The organism is Corynebacterium maris DSM 45190 (genome assembly GCF_000442645.1).
Taxonomy (GTDB): Bacteria; Actinomycetota; Actinomycetes; order Mycobacteriales; family Mycobacteriaceae; genus Corynebacterium; species Corynebacterium maris.
On sequence record NC_021920.1, the window covers coordinates 18866 to 38081 of the forward strand.

Genomic DNA, 19216 nt, shown 5'->3' on the forward strand with positions numbered 1-19216 from the left:
TGGCCCGCGCGGGCCGTGAGCGCCTGGTGTCCGAGGCCCGGTGTGTGCGCGGCCGGGGCGGGCGCCGTCGTAGACAGCTGGGGTCCACGACGGGGCTTTCCTCAGACGCGACCAGATCACGCCGACGATGCGACTTGTGGGGCCTTTACCGGTGTGTGTGCCTTGGGCTGTGGTGGTGACGGTGGACGGATAAGCGGACGGGCGGGTGCCGCTGGTGGTGACGGAGGTGAGTTGAGCGGAGAGCTTCGCCACTGAGGTCACGCCGACGATGCGTCTGGTGGGGGCTGCGGCCGTGTGTGGGCGCACAGCAGACGCGGCTGTGGCCGCGGCGCCGGCACGGCGGCGTCGCTGCGGGCGCAGACCGAGGCCTGGCTGTCGTCCGCGTGCGGGTGGCCCGTGTCTGTCACGGGCGTGGGCGTGGCTCACGTCGTCGTTGACGACGGGGGTTGTCTTCGGGCGCGACCAGATCACGCCGACGATGCGACTTGTGGGGCCTTTACCCGAGTGTGCGCCTTGGGCTGTGACCGTGACGGCGGCAGGACAATCGGAAGGACTGAGTGCCGCTGGTGGTAACGGAGGCAGGACAAGGGTCGGGCTTCGCCGATGCGGTCACGCCGACGATGCGTCTGGTGGGGGCTGCCATGGTGTGCGTGCCTCGGGCTGAGTGGCGTACGCGTCGCGGTGAACGGCGGGGGAGTCTTCGGGGTGTGCTTCGGGCGCGGCGAGGACACGCCAACGATGCCTCTGGTGGGGCCTTTACCGGTGTGTGTGCCTTGGGCTGTGACCGTGTCGGCGGACGAATAAGCGGACGGGCTGCGTGCCGTCGGTAGTGACGGAGGCAAGACAGTCGGCGAGCTTCGCCGCTGCGGTCACGCCGACGATGCGCCCGGTGGGGGCTGCGGCGGTGGGGGGGGCGCACAGCAGGGCGCGACGAAACCACGCCGACGATCGCGTTAGTGGGGCCTTCACCGGTGTGTGCGCGGCACGCTTTTCGCGGCGCCGACGATCCTCCAACTCAGTGAGGCACGCGGCGCTGCGCGGGGGTCGCGGTGGCGGCGCGACGCGGGTGATCCGTGCCGGCCGGGCGACGCGTGATCACGGTCCGCGGCGGCGTACGGTCGCGGAAGTTTTCTCCCGTGGATTTCTTCGGACGACGACTTCGTCGCCGGCCTCGGCACCGGTGACGGTGCGGGTGTATGACAACGGCACAACAGCACCCCGCCTCACCAAGTTTTGCGGTCTGCGACGGCCGCGCACAACCTGTCGATGTGGTCTCGGCCAAGTGCCCCACCGGGCGCCGTCGACAGCCCGATCTCGTCGCGAAAAACTGTGCGCCTGCTCTCGGGTAAAGGCCCCACCAGAGACACCGTCGGCGTGACCTCGCCGCGCCCGAAGAACACTACGAAGCTAGCCCCGCGGTCAACACCGAACGCACCACCCGCAGCACGCTTCGGCGGGACCTGACGGACGGTGGCATAGCACGACATCCGAGGAACGAGGATGGCGCTGCGCCACCAGTCCGGCACCCGCCGAACCGACCCTTACGCAGCCTGGAGTGACACGCCCGGACGACAAGGGAGCAGGCACCGATTGGGGAACCGAGCAAGCGCAGGTTTCACAGGCGGAGACTGCCCCTGGAGTCAGTGTCACGGAAGGACCGAAAGGGACGGACCCGAGACTGCCAGACGGACACACCACCACCCCGCAGCGAAGCCAGGATCTGTGTGGGGGTGTGACCGACCGCAGGGGAGGGTGGTCAATCGTGTATGACGGTCACACGTGGCCCAGTAAAAGGGGGTGTTTGCGCAGGTCAGGGGGTTTGGGTGTGGGGTGAGTGTTCAGGCCGGGCCGCGGCCCAGTTGGCGGCCCAGTTTTTTGGGTGGTTTTCGCGTACCCTAGAAGCATGTTTCATCACCCCGTAGGAGGTTGTCTGTGGCTCGTGTCGTAGATGTGTCTGAGCAGGTGCGCTTACAGGTGCCGACGACCCCTAGTTATGATGTCATTTCACGGAAGCGACGCCAACGTAATCGCGGAGCGGATGCGGGCCTGAATAAAGGCGACGGGTGGCGCCGATCTGGAGCCGATCAACGACTGCTGGAATGGTCCACGCGGCTGGGGGTAATTACGGTGCGTCAGGCCGCTCGTTACATCTATAAAGGAAGCCATGATTACGCGCGCAAACGTGTTCGCCGCATGGCCCAAGCAGGCTTGGTGAAACGTCTTGACACAGCCCCGTGGGCAGGCACCGTCGTGTGGCCCACCACCATTGGCCGACAGGCGGCCACGGACGAGGATTCACCGCTGCGCGTGATGGAAACTCCGGCGGATTCCACCCTGCCGCACCGACTGCTGGTGGCCGAGGAAGCGCTACGCCTTTTGGCGGCCGGAAAAACGGTTATCACCGAACGCGAAATCCGTCTCTACGAAACAGTCTCCGGCGCCAATCTCGACGCCCGGGATCACTTCCTCGCTGAGGCTGGTGTGCGCCGCAGCATCGACGGTTCCCCCGGTGTTGTTCCGGCGGTGGAGCACACCGAACACGGCAGCGTCGAGCGGTGGCTGACGCTCCCGATGCCGGGCGTGCACACAGCGTTTCGCATCCCGGATCTACTGGAGGTCACCGACCGCGGTGAGCTACGTGCCATCGAGGTCGAAACCGCCCAAAAATCCCTTTCCCGCATGCGCGAAATCCTGACCGGTTACCGCGACGCCTGCCTTGGCCACAACATGGTGCCCCAGGACGCCGGATACGATCTGCCCAAAGCCGGCGCCCTGCGACGCCAGTTCTTGGGCGTGCGATGGATCGCTACCGAGCCCGTGCTGATCCAGCTGCGCGGTCACCCCGGCGGCGTGGATCCCGTCACCGGAAAAGATGATGTCGGCCTGGTGCGCGAGGTCTGGGAAGAGTCCATGAACACGCATTTGTTCTATAAGGACAAAGACACCTGGGCACTCAGCAAAAAGAACTGGCCGCTGCGTGCCACTGCTCTTGATGTCAGCCACGACCCCGGGCTGGAATATCAACTACATCAACGCGTCCTGCCGGCGAAGTTCCGCACCTCCATGCAGGAGTGGCGAGTGTGGCGAAAAGTCTGGGAACACGAGGTCACAGACGACGCCGAGCCCGTTCCGTTTGTCCAGTGGTTGCGTGCTCCAGGGAATCTCAAGCGGTGCCGGGAGGCGAGCCGTGCTCTGTGAGCTTTCGTGTCACAGATAGTGCTTTAGGCGCTGGTACAAACTCACATATTGAGCCCATTTCGCGAAGCTTTCGACCGTTTTGTACTGCGGTTTTCCGAATGGGCGCAGCCGAGATTCGCTATGTGCACCGACACCGGTGATTGCGTCTAGCTACCCCGCGGCAAGCGGTGTGGGTGGGGTAGTCGGGGCTGGAAAGACGCTGCAGTAAAGGTGTCAGGTCTCTGTCAGGCTAATCTGTGCCGTACATCAAAACAGAGCGGGGAAGCGGCATGAACAAGATCATCACCACACTGGCCAGCGTGGTTTTTGCGCTCGGGTTGGCAGGGTGCGGGGCAAGTGATGCTCCGGAGCCTGTGTCCAGCAGTAGCGAGGTCACGACGACGACGTCGAAGACGACCACTACGACGACCAGTCAGACCACCACCTCTGCGGAGCCGGCGACACAAGAGGCGGTCGCCGAACAAGCCCCCGCGGAGCCGGCGCCGATCGTCGAGGAAACCTCCCCAGATCCGGCAGTTGTTACCGACCAGAGCGCTGTCGCACCCCCAGTCCCGCCGATGATGCGCCCGGAAGACTATGACCCTTACGGGCCGCCGAAGTTCGTGCAGTGTTGGGAGCCGAATGCAGCGCTGATGTCGGATGGCTCGATTGTCGCCGACACAGTCAACTGCTTTAACGATGACCCCGCCTGGGGCCCACCACAACCACAGACCGGGTTCTACGAAGAGGAACCGAATCCGGATGGGTGCGTCGGTCCTGCTGCGGTGTGCGGGTACTACGACGAGTACGGTAACCCGATCTGGTTCGACAAGATGACCGGTGAGACTTCCCCGCGCTACTACGACGAGTACGGCAACCCCACGATGCAGCGCCCCTAGACTGGGACCTCTCCCCGCCACAGGTGGTGCTGTGTGTGGTCGCTGCCGGCATGACGTGGGTGGGGTGTTGGGCCAGCGCTGACGACGAGGGAAGCGAAGTTTCTTTGCGTATTGGGTACCGCTTCGTGGCGGGATTTTTGCCCGCGCAGGCAGGGCGATTCCGGAGTTTCATCGATAAGGCCAGGTAAAAGGTTGGTTTAGAGGTAGCGATACAGGGTGGAGCGTCCTACACCGAGTGCCTTGGCCACGGATGTCTTCGATTCACCGGCTGTGATGCGTCGCCGCGCGTCGGCCACCTGCTCCTCAGAGAGTGCTTTGGGTCGGCCGGTGTATTTGCCGGCCTTCTTTGCCAGTGCAATGCCTTCGGCTTGGCGCTCACGGATGATCGCGCGCTCGAACTCGGCAAAGGAGCCGAGGACGCCGAGCATGAGGTTGGCGGTCGGGTCGTCGGTGTCGGCGGCAAACCGCAGGCCCTCCTTATGGAAAACGACCGTCACGCCCTGGGTAGTGAGCTCGGTGACCAGTTCTTTGAGGTCAATGAGGGAGCGGGCGAGTCGGTCGATGCTGGCCACGTGCAGCTCATCGCCGTCGCGCAGATACTCCAGGCAGGCTTCAAGACCGGGACGGTCGGCGCGGGAGCGCGCAGAGATCTCGTCGATGAACTCTTTGCGGATGCCGAGGTGGGCCAGGGCTTCGCGTTGGCGGGCGATGCTTTGGTCTTTGCTGGATACCCGCAGGTAGGAGACTTTCTGGCCCGTCGGTGGCGGTGCGGGCGCGGTTGGCGCCGGCGTAGGGTCGGCTGCCGGGGCGGGTGTCGCCGCGGTGTCTACCTCGGGGGCTACAGCCTGGTCATTGGTCTTTGTGGCCGCTGCCGCGGTGTCGGTGCGGCCATCGACGGCGTTCTCGTCGGCCTGGCTGTTCTGCTCCTCCACGGATGTGTCGGGGGTCGTCTCCCAGGCGGGTGGGTGAAAGCCCCAGCCGGCCCCGCCATCACGCACGACATCCGGTGAGGAGATCTCCTCAATCTCACCCCACCGGGTGGCACCGGTGTCGTCGCGGCCGTAGTAGACCTGCGCTTTGGTGACGAACTTGTAGGAGCGGTGGATCTTCACCAGGGCTTGCGGCTCACGAAGGGTGCTGTGCCAGGTCGCGAGCTTCGGGTTGTTCTCGAAAGCGCGCCACCGCGCCGCGTCGTCGTCAAGCACGCGCTCGGTGGCCACCTTCTCGGCGGTGGAGTCCCACACCCAGCGGTGCCCACGTTGGACGCGGCGCTGGATCGTGGTGGCGTGCTTGTGTTTGCGTACGATGCGTATTTCTTCCTGCGGGGTCCGCAGGTCCTCGTTGAGTAGTGTGCCCGGCCTGGCCATCTGATTCCCCTAGTGTGCCAAAAGGTCATTGACTTTATGATACATAGTGTATCAAAAGAGCGAACCCACTTTTTGGGACAGGGGAAATGTCTGGCGGGAGAGTGTCCCAATAGGGTGTGCCCTATCGAATCATCTTTATCTCAAAACCGGCAGGAGCCACCAAGGGGGAGGGGCGCTCATCGTCTGCACCTCTTCAGGATGAGATCTCCCCGATTGCCTGCGTTGCCGTTCATGCGCAGCACGACAGCAGCGACGGGTCGGTGGTGAAGGCCTTCGCGGCGATCCGGATGCCCTCGGCCATGGTCAGGTAGGGGGCCCAGGCGTCGGCGACCTCGGCGACGGTCCTGCCGAGCACGTGGACGCCTGCGGCGGCGAGCTCCCCGGCGTCCTTGGCGACGGCGGTCAGGCCGAGGATCTCGTTCGTCTCGGCGTTCACGACGATCTTGATGAACCCGCGGGTGTCGCGGTTCACCAAGGCGCGGGGCACGTGGTGCAGGGGCAGGACGCGGCAGTCGCAGCGGATCCCCGCGGCGAGGACGTCCTTCTCGGTCATCCCGACCGCGCCGATCGCGGGCCCGGTGAACGTCACCCGCGGCAGGCGGGCGTAGTCGACGGACCGGTCGGCGTCGGCGAACGCGTTCTCGGCGACGAGGGTGCCGTGGTGGGCGGCGACGTAGACGAACTCGGGGTGCCCGGTCACGTCGCCCGCGGCCCAGATCCGCGGGTTCGAGGACTGCAGCCGGTCGGAGACGACCACCTCGCCGGAGTCTCCGGTCTTCACCCCGACCGCATCGAGGTTCAGGCCATCGGTGACGGGACGGCGTCCGAGGGCGACCAGGACCTGGTCGGCGCGGAACTCCTGCGAGCCGCCGGACACGGCGGCGGTCACGACGGCCTCGCCTCCCGTGCCGCGGGAGACCCGGGTGGGCACTGCGCGGCTGACGACGCGGATGCCCTCGTCGGCGAACACCTCCTGGAGCGCCTTCGACACCTCCGGCTCCTCCTTCGAGGCGAGCCGGGACCGCACGAGCAGCGTGACCTGCGAGCCGAGGCGGGCGAACAGCTGCGCCTGCTCCAGGGCGACGTAGCCGCCGCCGAGCACCAGCAGCGACTCGGGGACCTCCGTCAGCTCCATCGCCGTGGTCGAGGTCAGGTATCCGGTCTCCTCCAGGCCGTCGATCGGCGGTGCCCACGGGCGAGAACCAGTCGCGACCAGGTAGTGGTGGGCCTCGATGGTCTCGACGCTTCTGTCGGCTCCGGCAACATCGAGAACTGGCGCATCAGGGGTGCCCACGAACGAGGCGTCGCCGCGGAGGACCTGCCAGCCGTAGGAGTCGGCGACGTCGGCGTACTTCTCGCCGCGCAGCGACTCCACCAACGCTTGCTTCCCAGCGATCAGCGCGGGCATGTCGACGGGATCCGCCGTCGTCGCGATCCCGGGGAACCGGGTTGCGGCGTCGACGGCGACGTGCCGCGCGCCGGCCGCGGCGATGAGCGCCTTCGACGGGACGCAGCCCGTGTTCACGCAGGTGCCGCCGAGCGTCCCGCGCTCGATCATCACCACCGACTTTCCGAGCGTGCTGGCGCGGATCGCAGCGGCGAACGCGCCGCCTCCCGATCCGATGATGGCGAGATCGTACTTCGTAGGCATCGCTGCTCCTGTCAACTCTTGGCTTTCTGCTCTGTCTCAGCCATACTGGACCTTCCAGTGCAGGGGAAGGTCAAGCGCGGCCACGGAGGGAGACAGCAATGCGGATCGGAGAACTCGCCGAGAGGGCGGGCACTACCGCGAAGACCCTTCGCTTCTACGAGGAACAGGGCCTTCTGCCCCCGACCGAGCGCACGCCGTCCGGATACCGCGACTACGCGCCCGAGACGGTCGCTCGGATCGACTTCGTCCACCGCGGCCAGGCCGCGGGCCTCACCCTCGCCCAGATCCGCCAGATCCTCGACATCCGCGACGGCGGCCATGCGCCCTGCGAGCACGTGCGCGACCTGCTTGACGTGCGCCTCGCTGAGATCGAGCAGCAGATCGCGCAGCTCTCCGTGCTGCGCGACACTATCGAGGACCTCAGACAGGACGCCGCGCACCCGGACCCTGAAACGTGCAGCACCGATCAAGTGTGTAGGTACTTGTAATCCAATTGGGCACACCTCCTTAGCAACCACGCTATGCGAGAGTTGCAGCTCGACGAGAGCCAGGATGACAGGATTAACCGCCAGGAGCTATCTATAAATAGGGACTATTTCTTACCTGGAAGTAACATTTTGGCGGTTGAGGATAATACCTTTGGTGCATTTTGAGCCAAAAGCTTCTTGGCCTCTGGACTGACAGTTGCCACCACAGCACTCGCAACCAAAACTGAGCCTATAAGAATTGTTTCTTTACTTACCTGCAGTGATTGCAGATTAAATCTTTTGTTGTTGACGTCATGCTCCATGAGCTTGTCGTCAAGGCGTTCTAACCGATCGAGGGCATCTCGGCGACTTTCTTCTGATGAATTAGGGTCGTCAATGACTTGCGTAAGTATGCTTTTCGTCTTATCAAAACTGTCATAAAGCCTATCTGAGCTGTATTTATTGCTAGATAGGGCCTGTTGGAAAGAATCGGCCATTGCTTGAGACACTTTCGCCATAGTGTCTGGCGCAGCAGCAAAGAGGGTAGGTAGGACAATTTCGCCTACCTGGCCGTTTTGAATCAACTTGACTAGTTCAAGGACTTTTTCGCTGCTCATATTTCAGAGATCCTCGATGCTAAGGGCACGCTTTAAATCGTCGATAGAATCAATGTGTTCAGCCATAACTCCGCCTTTTATTTGGTGCTGTTGCAAAGTTGGGCGGAAAGCAGCGAAGACTCAGTTTCTCATTCCCTGATGGCCGCTGCGTGTGGGCGTTCTCAGGCCGTCTCGAAGACCCGGTTGACGATCACCGCGTCCGGGTTCGGTTGCCCGTGAGGTCAAACATCGTGCCTTGCCCTTTCCGCAATGAGTGCATCGCCTCCATCCCTTTCAACGTCCGATATGCAGATGTCCGGTTCTTAAACGCGCCTTTCGGCCCGAGGATCCGCTTCAGCCGACCATGGTCGCCTTCCAGGATGTTGCCCAAGGTATTTCACCTGCCGGTGTTCCACTGTTGTCGGGCAGATTCCCTCTGACTTCAACTCGGCGATTGCCCTGGCTAGGGAGGGTGCTTTATCGGTGTTGATCACTCTGGGATACCCGGCTGACGCATTGGATCTGAGGGCCTTGGCCAGGAAACGCTTCGCTGCGGCCACGTTCCGCTTCGGAGAGAGGTAAAAGTCCAGGGTCTGGCCACCGGCGGTGATCGCCAGATCAGAGGTAGCACCACCTGCCGCCGACCCGGATATAGGTCTCATCCACCCGCCAGGAACTGGCCTGCCAGTCAGGTACCTGCCGGTACCACCGTGTTTGCTTGTCCAGCTCAGGGGCGTATTTCTGGACCCAGCGGTGAGAATCGTGGTGTGATCGACCGGCACACCACGCTCGGTCATCATTTCCTCCAGATCGCGGTAGCTCACCCCGTAGCGGCAGTGACCTGCGCACTGCCCACAGAATGATGTCACGGGGGAAATGACGACCGGAGAAGATACCCATGGCTGTGATTATTTCACGTCGCTCTTCCTACTGCCCCAACTTTGCAACAGCACCAAAAACACTGTGGGTCACCACCGCGCACCCTCCCCGATAGGGGGGCACAGACGATGCTGGACAGGATGGGAGAAAACACCGGCGTGTTCGATTCTGTTCGAATCCCTCTAGGGTTGTGTCGGGGAGGGGAGTTAGGTTGGGTGATGTCCCTGTTTCCGGATGTGAGGACAACGTGTCGATGACCCGCGATAGTCACCAGGCAGCGAGGCAACGAGCCCGTGCCCTCCTGGCGGGTCCCCGGCTCAAGCAGCAACAACGCGCCGACCGCATGGCCGCGTTGATCGCTCACCTCGACATGATCCAGACCTTGGAAACCACCCTTGGCCAGATCGTTGCCGAGCTCATCGACCTGGATCTTTCCCCGGATGAGATCGCCGACCTGACGGAGGTGCCACTTGAGCAGGTCTACCACTGGGCCCACGTCGCCATGTCCTCCCAGGAGTCCCAGGAAGAGGCGTGATCTCACACGCGAAAAAACGGGAGTCGAGTTGCGAACTTCCTAGTGCAGCTGCGGGGTGTCCTTTGGGAAGGAACTACTGCGGCTGGCGCTGCACGCCCGTCAGCAGCATTCCAGCGTCTGTGTCCAGGACAGTGGCCGGAGTGAGGATGGTGAGGGCGATATTGCGCTCCCCGCGTTCCACGGATCCGACGTAGGTGCGGTGCAGGACAGCTCAGCCTCGTCGACTTCAACTGTGTCCTCGCCAGTCTCCGTCGAGGCCAGGGGCAGCGCACTCCCTGTTCCCCTGTAGGAGAGGTAGGGCAGATGGAAAGGGCATTTGCCCAATAGGTCAGTAATCGGTGTATGGTCAGTGCATGCTGACTATTGCTTCCCGTCTTGACGTGATGAACCGGCTAGGACGTGCCATGGCCGATCCCACCCGGTCCCGGATCCTGTTGTCCCTGTTGGAGGCCCCTGGTTATCCAGCGCAGTTGGCTCGAGACCTGGAGTTGACGCGCTCGAATGTCTCCAACCATCTGACGTGTCTGCGGGATTGCGGGATCGTGGTCGCCGAGCCGGAGGGCCGGCGCACCCGCTATGAGATCGTCGACGCCCACCTCGCCCGCGCACTCAATGCCCTGGTGGAGACCACCCTGGCGGTTGATGAGAACGCCGCCTGTCTCGACCCGCAGTGCCCGGTCGCCGGTTGCTGCGATACGGACGGAGGCCAGCAGTAATGACCTCCGCTTGTGGTTGTGAACCGTCCGCACCGATGACTGAAGAAGAGGAGCACACCCCCTGGTGGCGTGACCGTGCCGTCCTCATCCCGGTGGCCTCCGGTATGTCCCTGCTCATCGGCCTGATCCTCGAGTGGTTTATCCCCGGGGCCGGGCTGGTGGCCACCGCCTTGTTCTGGGTTTCGCTGCTGTTGGGTGCCTCCCAGTTCGCCCCCGGGGCACTGAAGGGGCTGGTCACCTCCGGCCGACTGGGTATCGGGTTGCTGATGACGATCAGCGCCACCGGTGCCGTCCTCCTCGGCTTCATCGAAGAAGCAGCCGCCCTGGCCTTCCTCTACTCCATTGCCGAGGCGCTGGAGGATCGGGCGATGGACAAGGCGCGTTCAGGCCTGCGCGCCCTCCTGGCCCTGATCCCCTCCACCGCCACCATCATCACCCACGGGGCCACCCGTACCGTGCCGGTCGAGGGCCTCGTCCCCGGGGATGTGCTGCGCCTGGCCGCCGGGGAACGCCTAGCCACCGACGGGGTGGTCCGGTCCGGACGCAGCAGTCTGGATGTCTCTGCGATCACGGGGGAATCCATCCCCGTCGAGGTCGGCCCCGGTGATGCGGTGCTGGCCGGGTCGATCAACACCACCGGTGCCCTGGAGGTCGAGGCCACTGCCGCCGGCACGGACAACTCCCTGACCACCGTCGTCGCCCTGGTGGAACAGGCCCAGGCCGACAAGGGCCAACGGGCGCGCATCGCCGATCGTTTGGCCCGCCCCCTGGTACCCGGGGTGCTCATCCTGGCCGTGCTGGTCGCCGTGGTCGGGTCCCTGCTCGGGGATCCGGGCGTGTGGATTGAACGCGCCCTGGTCGTCCTGGTCGCGGCGTCGCCGTGTGCGCTGGCGATCTCGGTACCGGTCACGGTCGTCTCCGCGATCGGGGCGGCCAGCAAGTTCGGCGTGGTCATCAAGTCCGGCGCCGCGTTTGAGCGCCTTGGTGGTATCCGCCACCTGGCCCTGGACAAGACCGGCACCCTGACCCGCAACCAGCCCACCGTCGCAGACGTGCTCACCACCGAGGACACCAGCCGGGCGGATGTCCTCGGCTGGGCTGCCGCGCTGGAGGCCCACAGCACCCACCCGCTGGCCGCGGCCATTACTACTGCCTCACCGCAAGCCCCTACCGCCCAGCAGGTCGACGAGGCCGCCGGCCAGGGAATCACCGGCGTCATCGACGGGGCGCAGATCGCCGTCGGCAGCCCCCGCTGGCTAACGCCTGGCCCCCTGGCAGCCCAGGTCGAGGCCCTCGAGAGCAAGGGCATGACCGTAGTCATCGTCCACCGCAATGACCGGCCCGTGGGAGCGGTCGGGGTGCGCGATGAACTCCGCCCGGAAACCCCCGAGGTCATCGCGTCGCTGACGGACGAGGGTTTCGGGATCACCATGCTCACCGGCGACAACACCCGTACCGCGAATGCCCTGGCTCATGAGGCTGGCATCACGGATGTCCGGGCCGAGCTGCGCCCAGAGGACAAGGCCACCGCCGTGGCCGACCTAGCCGAGCGGGGTCCGGTGGCGATGATCGGCGATGGCATCAACGATGCCCCCGCCCTGGCATCGGCCGATATCGGCATCGCCATGGGTGCCAAGGGTTCGGATGCCGCGGTCGAGTCCGCGGACGTGGCGTTTACCGGCGATGACCTGCGCCTGATCCCCCGGGCCCTGCATCATGCCCGACGGGGACGGGCAATCATCAACCAGAATATTGTGCTGTCCCTGGCGATCATCATCATCCTGCTCCCGCTGGCGATCACCGGCGTGCTGGGACTGGCCGCTGTCGTCCTGGTCCATGAGGTCGCCGAGGTCATCGTCATCGCCAACGGCCTGCGAGCCGCCCGCACCAAACACTCGGAACTTGCCCCCGTCGAGGCAGCCAGAACAAACGAACACGAGCAGATGGCAGATAAGGCCAGGACCTAAATGCGGTGCGGCCCGCCGGGGAAGACCACAGCCCGGAAAGAGGATGCTGAGTCGCTATTCGACGCTTTCGACAACGTGACCAGCAACGACTGGAGCATGCCCCACTCTCGGCCTCGACTCTGGGCAAGGGTGCTGTTGCAAAGAGCGAATCTCGGTTACACCCGTTTAGAGAACCGCAGTACACAACGGTCGGAAGGTCCGCGAAATGGGCTCAAAACGCGAGTTTGCAACAGCACCCACTGAGGGCGGTTTCCGGAGTGGTGGTCACGACAGGGTCTTATCCATCTCTCCGGCGGGAGGGAAGTCAGTTGCCGGTCAGCTCGGAAACGAGCTTGTGCACGCGGGCGTTGATGTCGTCGCGGACTAGACGCATCCGCTCGATGCCGTCGATGCCGCGCTCGGAGGGCTCATCGGTGACCCACCGCTCAAGCGTGCCGCGGGCATCGTCGGGCAGCTCGAGCTGGGCATCCGAGCCGAGGATGACCACCCGGTCAACCTCGCGCAACAGCTGCGGGTCAATGCCCTTCGGGTGGTCACCGGACATGTCGGCGCCGACCTCACTGATGGCTTCCATCGACTGGGCGTTGAGCTTGGTGCCCGGCTTCGTGCCGGCGGAGTGGATCTCGAGTGCGTCACCGGCGTGCTTGGTCGCGAGTGCTGCGGCCATCTGGGATTTGCCGCCGTTGCCGACGCAGACGAACAGGACTTTCGGTCGGGTGCTCATGAGGTGATGGTCTCCTTCTCGGACGTAGGGATGGTGGTACTGGGGCGGGTGGTGGCCGGCAGGGTCGGATCACCGGGGAAGAGCTTCGGTCCCAGCCACAGCATGACGTAGACCAGGCCGACGAGCACGGGGATCTCGATCATTGGGCCGATCGTGCCGGCCAACGCCTGCGCGGAGGTCGCGCCGAAGGTGCCGATCGAGACGGCGATGGCCAGTTCGAAGTTGTTGCCCGCGGCCGTGAACGACACCGAGGCGGACTGGGCGTAGTTCATGCCCGAGGCCTTGGAGGCGATAAGCGAGATGAAGAACATGCCGACGAAGTAGATCAGCAGGGGCACGGCCAGCCGGGCCACGGTCCAGGGCTGCGAGGTGATCTGCTCGCCCTGCAGGGAAAACAGCAGGACGATGGTGTACAGCAGGCCAATCAGTGACAGCGGGGAGATCGCGGGCAGGAACTTGTTCTCGTACCAGGCACGGCCCTTGGTCTTTTCGCCGATGATCCGGGAGGCCGCCCCGGCCAGCAGGGGGATGCCGAGGAAGACGAGCACGGAGGTGACGATCGAGAAGAAGGAAAACTCCGCCGACGTGGTTTCCAGACCCAGCCAACTGGGCAGGACCTGCAGGTAGAACCAGCCGAGTACGCCGAACATGAACACCTGGAAGACGGAGTTAATCGCCACCAGCACGGCGGTGGCCTCCCGGTCGGCACACGACATGTCCGACCAGACCAGCACCATGGCGATACAGCGGGCCAGGCCGACGATGATCAACCCCGTGCGCAGCTCCGGCTCATCGGGCAAAAAGATCCAGGCCAGGGCGAACATCAACGCCGGTCCGACGACCCAGTTGAGCAGCAATGAGACGCTCATCAGCCGTTTGTCGGCGGCGATTTCCTTGGTCTTGTCGTAGCGGACCTTGGCCAGCGGTGGGTACATCATCACCAGCAAGCCGAGCGCGATCGGCAGGGAAATGCCACCGACCTCCAGGGAACCGAGGAAAGGTGCCAGCCCGGGCAGGGAGCGGCCCAGCAGCAGACCCGCGACCATGGCGAGCAGAATCCAGACGGGCAGGAAACGATCCAGGAAAGATATCCGGGCAGGTATGGCCCGGGGTTGGGCGGGTGCGGTCATGCGTCACCTTCTCGTTGTATTGATCATGGTCGATACTCAAACTACTTCCAATATCGATGTGCGTCAATATATAGTGGTGGCATGACGACCGCACAGATCCTTCCGCTCACCGATCTCTCGGCCTGCTGCTCCCTGGGCACCGGCCCGCTCGATGACGGGGAGGCCGACCGGTATGCCGCACTGTTCAAGGTCCTGGCCGAGCCGGTCCGTTTGCAGATCCTCTCCCAGTTGGCCGCCGGTGGGTGTGGGCCGGTCAGCGTCAATGAGCTCACCGACATGGTGGGCCTGAGCCAGCCGACGATCTCCCATCACCTGAAAAGGCTCACCGAAGCCGGGTTGCTGGAGCGCACCCGGGAGGGGCGCAGCGTCATCCACCGGGTGAAACCGGAACTGTTCGCCGAGCTGCGCACCGTCCTGCAGATCGGTTAAGCGGCAGGCGATGACGGGGCACGACACGACAGGAGAATATGTGAGCGGCAGCGACCATCACGAGGCGATCATCATCGGCGGTGGCCAGGCAGGGCTGGCCACCGCCTACTATCTGCTCCGGGCAGGGGTGGACACCCTGGTCCTGGATGACCAACCCCGCCCGGGCGGGGGCTGGGTGCATGTGTGGCCGTCGATGACGTTGTTTTCCACCGCGGAATTCTCCAACCTGCCTGGCTGGCCGATGCCCGATTACGATGGGTTTCCTCCGGCCGAACATGTGGTGGACTATCTCACCGCGTATGAGCAGCGCTACCGGATCCCGGTGGAGCGCCCGGTCCACGTGGACCGGGTCAACTACGACGACGGGATCTACTACATCCGGGCGGGGAAGAAGACCTTCACGGCCACACACGTCGTCGCGGCCACGGGCACCTGGTCCGCCCCGTTCATTCCCTTCTATCCCGGTTCCTTTGCTGGTACCCACTGGCACTCGGCGAGCTACCCTGGCATCGAGCCTTTCCGGGGCACGAAGGTGGCGGTGGTCGGGGGCGCGAACTCCGGTGCCCAGATCGCCGCGGAACTCACCCGGGTCGCTGAGGTGACCTGGTACACCCGCCGCTCCCCGCGCTGGATGCCCGATGACGTGGACGGACGCGTGTTGTTTCGCCGCAACCGTCAACGCGCGCTCGCCATTGGGCGTGGGGAGCCTGACCCCGGGGCAGACTCCCAACTGGGGGATATCGTCGTCCTGCCCGAGGTGCGCGGCGCCCGGGATACCGGGCAGCTGCGGGCCACGCCGATGTTCACCTCCCTCGATGAGGTCGACGCCGACCACCTGATCTGGTGCACCGGGTTTCGCCCGGCCCTGGGGCCGGTGCGCCGGCTGCTCGACGGAAACACCCCGAGGCATCCGGGCCTGCATCTGGTTGGCTACGGCGACTGGGCGGGACCCGGGGCTGCGACGATTACCGGGGTAGGCCCGTATGCCAAGCAGGCCGCCCGACAGATCGCCACCTCGGTCGGCAAAACGGTGAAATAACCCGCCCCATCCGCCCCTGGGGGACGGGGCGATGGCCTCTCCCAGGTTCAGCGCCGAGCGCAGCTCCTCGAAGGCTGTCGGGATAACCGTGTAGTACGCCCGCGTCCCCTGCTGCTCCTGGGCCAGCGGACCGGTGTCGATAAGACTTAGTCGATGTCGACGTGGGCGGGGAGCCGCCGGAGGAAGTCCTCGGAGTACTGTCATCGGCGTCGACTGAACAGCCATTCGAAGCTGCGGAAAACCGCCATTCGAAGCTACAAGCCACAGGGGAAACGCCAGCGTAGAAAGCGTCTCAATAGGGTGTGCCCCAGCAGGCAGATCCGCCTTCCATAAAACTATTCTGTGATTCGCCGCTTCGTTCGGAGACTTTTCACAACTTCCCCTGGCGGCCTATCGGGTCACGTATCGCGTGGACTCCCCCTTTCCTGTAGCGGGTCAGGGGCTCTTTGGATTGGACATGTCCTCTAACCCGGACTTCCCCTGAAAAATCCGGGCTAAACCATTATAGGGGAAGTAAGTGAATGATAGTTTTGAGAAAATCCCCGCCAGTAGCAAGGTCGCTATAGGTAGTTTCAATAATCAAGAAGATATAGAGGGGCTCTACTCATGTTCAAGTTCAGGTGGTTAGCGCCAGTCGTGGCTATGGGGTTGGTTTTGTCTACGGCTGTCCCTGCTGCACATGCAAATCCCAGCACTATCCCGCCGGGTGAGGGCATTGAGTCGGGTATGTCCATTCCTAGTGTTCAGGCAGGAGATTCTGACGAGGGAGTGGCCACGCCGACGGAGGTAGAACTGGAAGAAATCTATGGGACAGTACAAGAAGCTCCAATTTTCCTCGGCGGTAACGAGGGTGGAGAAACTGCTCAATCGGCATACATAGAGGGTATTGGCGAAGTTTGGGCAACTATTAATAATGAAACTGGGATCATCACTACCACCTACCCAGATGGGAGAGTGGAAGAAATTACCGCTGGAGAAGTCGCGGTTCAGTTGCATGCGTTAAGTACCGAGAGTCAACCGGTTGATCTTGACGGTATTCTTTTACAGGCAAATCTTGATCCTTTTGAAATTTGCCCTTATGTTGTTTCGATCATAGGTACGGGAGGGACTCTTAGTCTTGGCGCTGTTCTAGCGGCTATCGGAATTAACCCACTCGCAGGAGTTCTTCTGACCTTGGGGCAAGCAGGTTTTATGACATGGGTTGCCAATAACTGCTAAATGAAGGAGTAAAATGGAGTTAGCATGGGTGGGGATCGTTGTCTTTGTCGGGGGGATGATTGGCTACTTTTGGATTTATAGGAAAAAGTGACTAAAACGCAGGTATGGAAGGTGCTATTGCAAACTTCAGGTGGAGAGCTGTGACGACCCAGTCTTTATCCTCTGATGCTCGCTGACGCGGGTCGGCGTTCTCAGGCAGCCTCGAACACCCGGTTGACGATCACCGCGTCCGGATTGGGGTGGCCGTAGGCAAACATCGTCCCCTGGCCTTTCCGTAATGAGTGCATTGCCTCTATCCCTTTCAACGTGCGGTACGCCGAGGTTCGGTTCTTGAAAGCGCCTTTGGGGCCCAGGATTCGTTTCAACCTGCTATGGTCCCCTTCGATGACGTTATTGAGGTATTTCACCTGCCGGTGTTCCACGGTCTGCGGGCAGATTCCCTCTGACTTCAACTCGGCGATTGCCCTGGCCAGGGAGGGTGCTTTATCGGTGTTGATCACCCTGGGATGCCCGGCTGACGCATTGGACCTGAGGGCCTTGGCCAGGAAACGCTTCGCTGCGGCCACGTTCCGCTTCGGAGAGAGGTAGAAGTCCAGGGTCTGGCCACCGGCGGTGATAGCTCGATAGAGGTAGCACCACCTGCCGCCGACCCGGATATAGGTCTCGTCCACCCGCCAGGACCGGGCCTGCCAATCGGGTACCTGCCGGTCCCACCGAGTCTGCTTATCCAGCTCAGGCGCATATTTCTGCACCCACCGGTAGATAGTGGAGTGATCGACCGGTACGCCCCGTTCGGTCATCATCTCCTCGAGATCGCGGTAGCTCACGCCGTAGCGGCAGTACCACCGCACCGCCCACAGAATGACCTCGCGAGGGAAATGACGACCCGAGAAGATGCCCATGGCCCTGATTATTCCACGCAGGTCTTCCTACTGCTCCAACTTTGCAACAGCACCCTTGTGGTTGACCGGGGTTGCGGGCGAATCGTCGTTGAGTTCCGCGGTGATGCGCTTGGAGCCGTAGCAGCCGCGTTCCTTGGTGAACACGTCCTTGACCCTTGCTCCGAGGATCGCGTCGCTGACCAGTCGTTTTCTGCGGGCAGGCACAGAGGATTTCCATTTGTAATAGGAAGACCGATTGAGTTTCAGGACCTCGCATAACCGCTTAACTGAATGGCTGTTCTTAGCGTCATCAACGAACTGGAAGCGGATCACCAGTTCGTCTCTTCCGCAAAATATTTCGCGGCCTTACGCAGGATGTCGCGTTCCTCCCGGAGTCTGCGTACTTCTCGTTCCAGTTGTCGGATGCGTTCTGCTTCAGTCAGTGCGTGAGCCGTCTCAGGCGCGGTGGAAGTGCTCGTGCTGTACTTGGTGATCCAGTTCTTCAGCGTGGTGCGACTGATCCCGAGATCAGTGGCGATCTCCTGGACCGAAGAGCCTGGGGAACTCTGATAAAGCGCAACAGCGTCGCGCTTGAATTCCTCGGTGTAGGTCTTGATCGGCATGGTGGCAGACTACCTTTCATCCCCGGCGTGAAGCCGGGGTGTTGGGTGTCCACTAAACAGGGGTCAGGTCCAAAGCGTCCGGTGGTCTCCGCCGGTCACGTTGGGTCAGTAATTGGGACCACCCCGATAACTGTTTCGCCATTGCCAGGTGACCCATGCGGAAATAGCCTATGAAGTGTCCCACACGGGGGTCCGATCTTAATGGACACCGCAGGAATGGACACCGCAGGAATGGACACCGCAGGAATGGACACCGCAGGAATGGACACCGCAAAACAATTTCGTAACTTTGCCCGCACCGTCATCGCTGTCTTTTCAGCGGTCCTCCTCGCTGGCGTAGGTCCAGCGCTCGCTCACGGTAATGAAAACCCCGCTCATCCGCCGGAAAATGCGCTTGACACCGAGACGATCGTTGCAGCCTACAACGAGCTCATCGCTTCCGATCTCCCCCGGGAGCATGCTCATGAAGGCGAACAAACTGTGACGTTTACGCTCAAAGACGGCGTTGAGCTGACGCTGCCCGACTTCGAAGCACCCCAACCGTACGTCAGCGGAGGAATTGACGACAACGGCTTTTACATCGATTTCACACCACTTGAACAAGATCTTATTGCTGGCGGGGGCGGTGTCGCTCTAGGGGCTGCCATTTGCGCCATACCTGGGGTCGGCTGGGCGGCTTGCACCGTGGTGGGGGCCATTATCTCGGGAGCTACCGTGGTCTTGAGCCATAATCGCCCGTGCGGCGATAACTGGATTCGCTTTCACTACAACTGGGCTGGTCAACCGCAGGGGACCAGCTGTGTATAAGCCTCGCGGCCGCGACTGGAACGCTCTCATCGTCCTGTTGATCGGCGTGGTCTTGAGCCTGTGGATCGGCGTGCGGCATTCTTCGGTTGCCGGGGCCCTCGTGGTACTCCT

The 19216-nt window shown here is 62.9% G+C and carries 16 protein-coding genes and 2 pseudogenes; 10 read left to right on the forward strand and 8 right to left on the reverse strand.

The annotated features are described in order from the left end of the window. Positions 1–1932 precede the first annotated feature (1932 nt). Positions 1933–3198 (forward strand): hypothetical protein, encoded by a 1266-nt coding sequence (locus B841_RS13070; RefSeq protein ID WP_156844895.1) that lies wholly within the window; start codon positions 1933–1935, stop codon positions 3196–3198. Positions 3199–3551: 353 nt separating this feature from the next. Beyond that, positions 3552–4076, forward strand: a complete 525-nt coding sequence (locus B841_RS13075; RefSeq protein WP_156844896.1) for a hypothetical protein — start codon at positions 3552–3554, stop codon at positions 4074–4076. A 197-nt stretch (positions 4077–4273) separates the two neighbouring features. Here the strand turns inward: B841_RS13075 and B841_RS13935 are convergent, their stop codons facing one another. Both B841_RS13935 and merA read right to left on the reverse strand, forming a co-directional pair. After that, positions 4274–5443 (reverse strand): recombinase family protein, encoded by a 1170-nt coding sequence (locus tag B841_RS13935; RefSeq protein ID WP_020935846.1) that lies wholly within the window; start codon positions 5441–5443, stop codon positions 4274–4276. 229 nt (positions 5444–5672) lie between these two features. Then, a complete protein-coding gene (merA, locus tag B841_RS13085; protein WP_003859023.1) occupies positions 5673–7094 on the reverse strand; it encodes a mercury(II) reductase in 1422 nt (473 codons plus the stop codon). 98 nt (positions 7095–7192) lie between these two features. Here merA and B841_RS13090 point away from each other — a divergent pair, with 98 nt between their 5' ends. Beyond that, positions 7193–7582, forward strand: a complete 390-nt coding sequence (locus B841_RS13090) for a heavy metal-responsive transcriptional regulator (protein ID WP_020935847.1) — start codon at positions 7193–7195, stop codon at positions 7580–7582. Between the two features lie 104 nt (positions 7583–7686). On the opposite strand, the gene B841_RS13715 is transcribed toward B841_RS13090, so the two are convergent. Further along, positions 7687–8178 carry a hypothetical protein gene (locus tag B841_RS13715; protein ID WP_245561094.1) on the reverse strand — a complete coding sequence of 164 codons (492 nt, stop codon included), beginning with the start codon at positions 8176–8178 and terminating at the stop codon, positions 7687–7689. A gap of 161 nt (positions 8179–8339) precedes the next feature. Further along, positions 8340–9057: pseudogene (locus B841_RS13720) on the reverse strand (IS6 family transposase). A 232-nt stretch (positions 9058–9289) separates the two neighbouring features. Here B841_RS13720 and B841_RS13095 point away from each other — a divergent pair. The 3 genes from B841_RS13095 to B841_RS13105 all read left to right on the forward strand — a co-directional run bounded on the left by B841_RS13095 (position 9290) and on the right by B841_RS13105 (position 12254). Beyond that, positions 9290–9571, forward strand: coding sequence for a hypothetical protein (locus B841_RS13095; RefSeq protein ID WP_020935848.1), 282 nt, complete (start codon positions 9290–9292; stop codon positions 9569–9571). A gap of 353 nt (positions 9572–9924) precedes the next feature. Then, positions 9925–10287 carry a Cd(II)/Pb(II)-sensing metalloregulatory transcriptional regulator CmtR gene (gene cmtR, locus B841_RS13100; RefSeq protein WP_041632431.1) on the forward strand — a complete coding sequence of 121 codons (363 nt, stop codon included), beginning with the start codon at positions 9925–9927 and terminating at the stop codon, positions 10285–10287. Continuing rightward, positions 10287–12254 (forward strand): heavy metal translocating P-type ATPase, encoded by a 1968-nt coding sequence (locus B841_RS13105; RefSeq protein WP_211215567.1) that lies wholly within the window; start codon positions 10287–10289, stop codon positions 12252–12254. Before cmtR ends, B841_RS13105 begins: the two co-directional genes overlap by 1 nt. A gap of 304 nt (positions 12255–12558) precedes the next feature. On the opposite strand, the gene B841_RS13110 is transcribed toward B841_RS13105, so the two are convergent. Next, complete coding sequence (locus B841_RS13110; protein WP_020935851.1) at positions 12559–12978, reverse strand: arsenate-mycothiol transferase ArsC; 420 nt, start codon at positions 12976–12978, stop codon at positions 12559–12561. Further along, positions 12975–14108, reverse strand: a complete 1134-nt coding sequence (arsB, locus tag B841_RS13115; RefSeq protein ID WP_041632425.1) for an ACR3 family arsenite efflux transporter — start codon at positions 14106–14108, stop codon at positions 12975–12977. Before arsB ends, B841_RS13110 begins: the two co-directional genes overlap by 4 nt. A gap of 81 nt (positions 14109–14189) precedes the next feature. On the opposite strand from arsB, the gene B841_RS13120 reads away from it, so the two are divergent. The 3 genes from B841_RS13120 (at position 14190) to B841_RS13940 (ending at position 16794) form a co-directional block, all read left to right on the forward strand. Then, the gene (locus B841_RS13120) at positions 14190–14537 is read left to right on the forward strand and encodes an ArsR/SmtB family transcription factor (protein WP_020935853.1); all 348 of its coding nucleotides are present in this window, start codon (positions 14190–14192) and stop codon (positions 14535–14537) included. A gap of 10 nt (positions 14538–14547) precedes the next feature. Continuing rightward, a complete protein-coding gene (locus tag B841_RS13125; protein WP_052337839.1) occupies positions 14548–15576 on the forward strand; it encodes an ArsO family NAD(P)H-dependent flavin-containing monooxygenase in 1029 nt (342 codons plus the stop codon). Positions 15577–16302: 726 nt separating this feature from the next. After that, entirely contained in the window at positions 16303–16794 is a 492-nt protein-coding gene (locus B841_RS13940; protein ID WP_156844897.1) for a hypothetical protein, read from the forward strand. Positions 16795–16985: 191 nt separating this feature from the next. Here the strand turns inward: B841_RS13940 and B841_RS13130 are convergent, their stop codons facing one another. Further along, complete coding sequence (locus B841_RS13130) at positions 16986–17696, reverse strand: IS6 family transposase (protein ID WP_020935855.1); 711 nt, start codon at positions 17694–17696, stop codon at positions 16986–16988. 54 nt (positions 17697–17750) lie between these two features. Beyond that, positions 17751–18298 (reverse strand): annotated as a pseudogene (locus B841_RS13945) (transposase); the annotation flags it as partial. Between the two features lie 231 nt (positions 18299–18529). Between B841_RS13945 and B841_RS13950 the strand changes: the two are divergent. Continuing rightward, a complete protein-coding gene (locus B841_RS13950) occupies positions 18530–19105 on the forward strand; it encodes a hypothetical protein (protein ID WP_156844898.1) in 576 nt (191 codons plus the stop codon). Positions 19106–19216 lie beyond the last annotated feature (111 nt).

What these genes read in the sequence shown, in the direction of transcription:
- B841_RS13935 (WP_020935846.1), bottom strand. Translation starts at nt 5,443, where the DNA reads ATGGCCAGGCCGGGCACACTACTCAACGAGGACCTGCGGACCCCGCAG.
- B841_RS13090 (WP_020935847.1), top strand. Translation starts at nt 7,193, where the DNA reads ATGCGGATCGGAGAACTCGCCGAGAGGGCGGGCACTACCGCGAAGACC.
- B841_RS13120 (WP_020935853.1), top strand. Translation starts at nt 14,190, where the DNA reads ATGACGACCGCACAGATCCTTCCGCTCACCGATCTCTCGGCCTGCTGC.
- B841_RS13715 (WP_245561094.1), bottom strand. Translation starts at nt 8,178, where the DNA reads ATGAGCAGCGAAAAAGTCCTTGAACTAGTCAAGTTGATTCAAAACGGC.
- B841_RS13940 (WP_156844897.1), top strand. Translation starts at nt 16,303, where the DNA reads ATGTCCATTCCTAGTGTTCAGGCAGGAGATTCTGACGAGGGAGTGGCC.
- B841_RS13105 (WP_211215567.1), top strand. Translation starts at nt 10,287, where the DNA reads ATGACCTCCGCTTGTGGTTGTGAACCGTCCGCACCGATGACTGAAGAA.
- B841_RS13130 (WP_020935855.1), bottom strand. Translation starts at nt 17,696, where the DNA reads ATGGGCATCTTCTCGGGTCGTCATTTCCCTCGCGAGGTCATTCTGTGG.
- cmtR (WP_041632431.1), top strand. Translation starts at nt 9,925, where the DNA reads ATGCTGACTATTGCTTCCCGTCTTGACGTGATGAACCGGCTAGGACGT.
- B841_RS13110 (WP_020935851.1), bottom strand. Translation starts at nt 12,978, where the DNA reads ATGAGCACCCGACCGAAAGTCCTGTTCGTCTGCGTCGGCAACGGCGGC.
- B841_RS13095 (WP_020935848.1), top strand. Translation starts at nt 9,290, where the DNA reads ATGACCCGCGATAGTCACCAGGCAGCGAGGCAACGAGCCCGTGCCCTC.
- merA (WP_003859023.1), bottom strand. Translation starts at nt 7,094, where the DNA reads ATGCCTACGAAGTACGATCTCGCCATCATCGGATCGGGAGGCGGCGCG.
- arsB (WP_041632425.1), bottom strand. Translation starts at nt 14,108, where the DNA reads ATGACCGCACCCGCCCAACCCCGGGCCATACCTGCCCGGATATCTTTC.
- B841_RS13125 (WP_052337839.1), top strand. Translation starts at nt 14,548, where the DNA reads ATGACGGGGCACGACACGACAGGAGAATATGTGAGCGGCAGCGACCAT.
- B841_RS13950 (WP_156844898.1), top strand. Translation starts at nt 18,530, where the DNA reads ATGGACACCGCAGGAATGGACACCGCAGGAATGGACACCGCAAAACAA.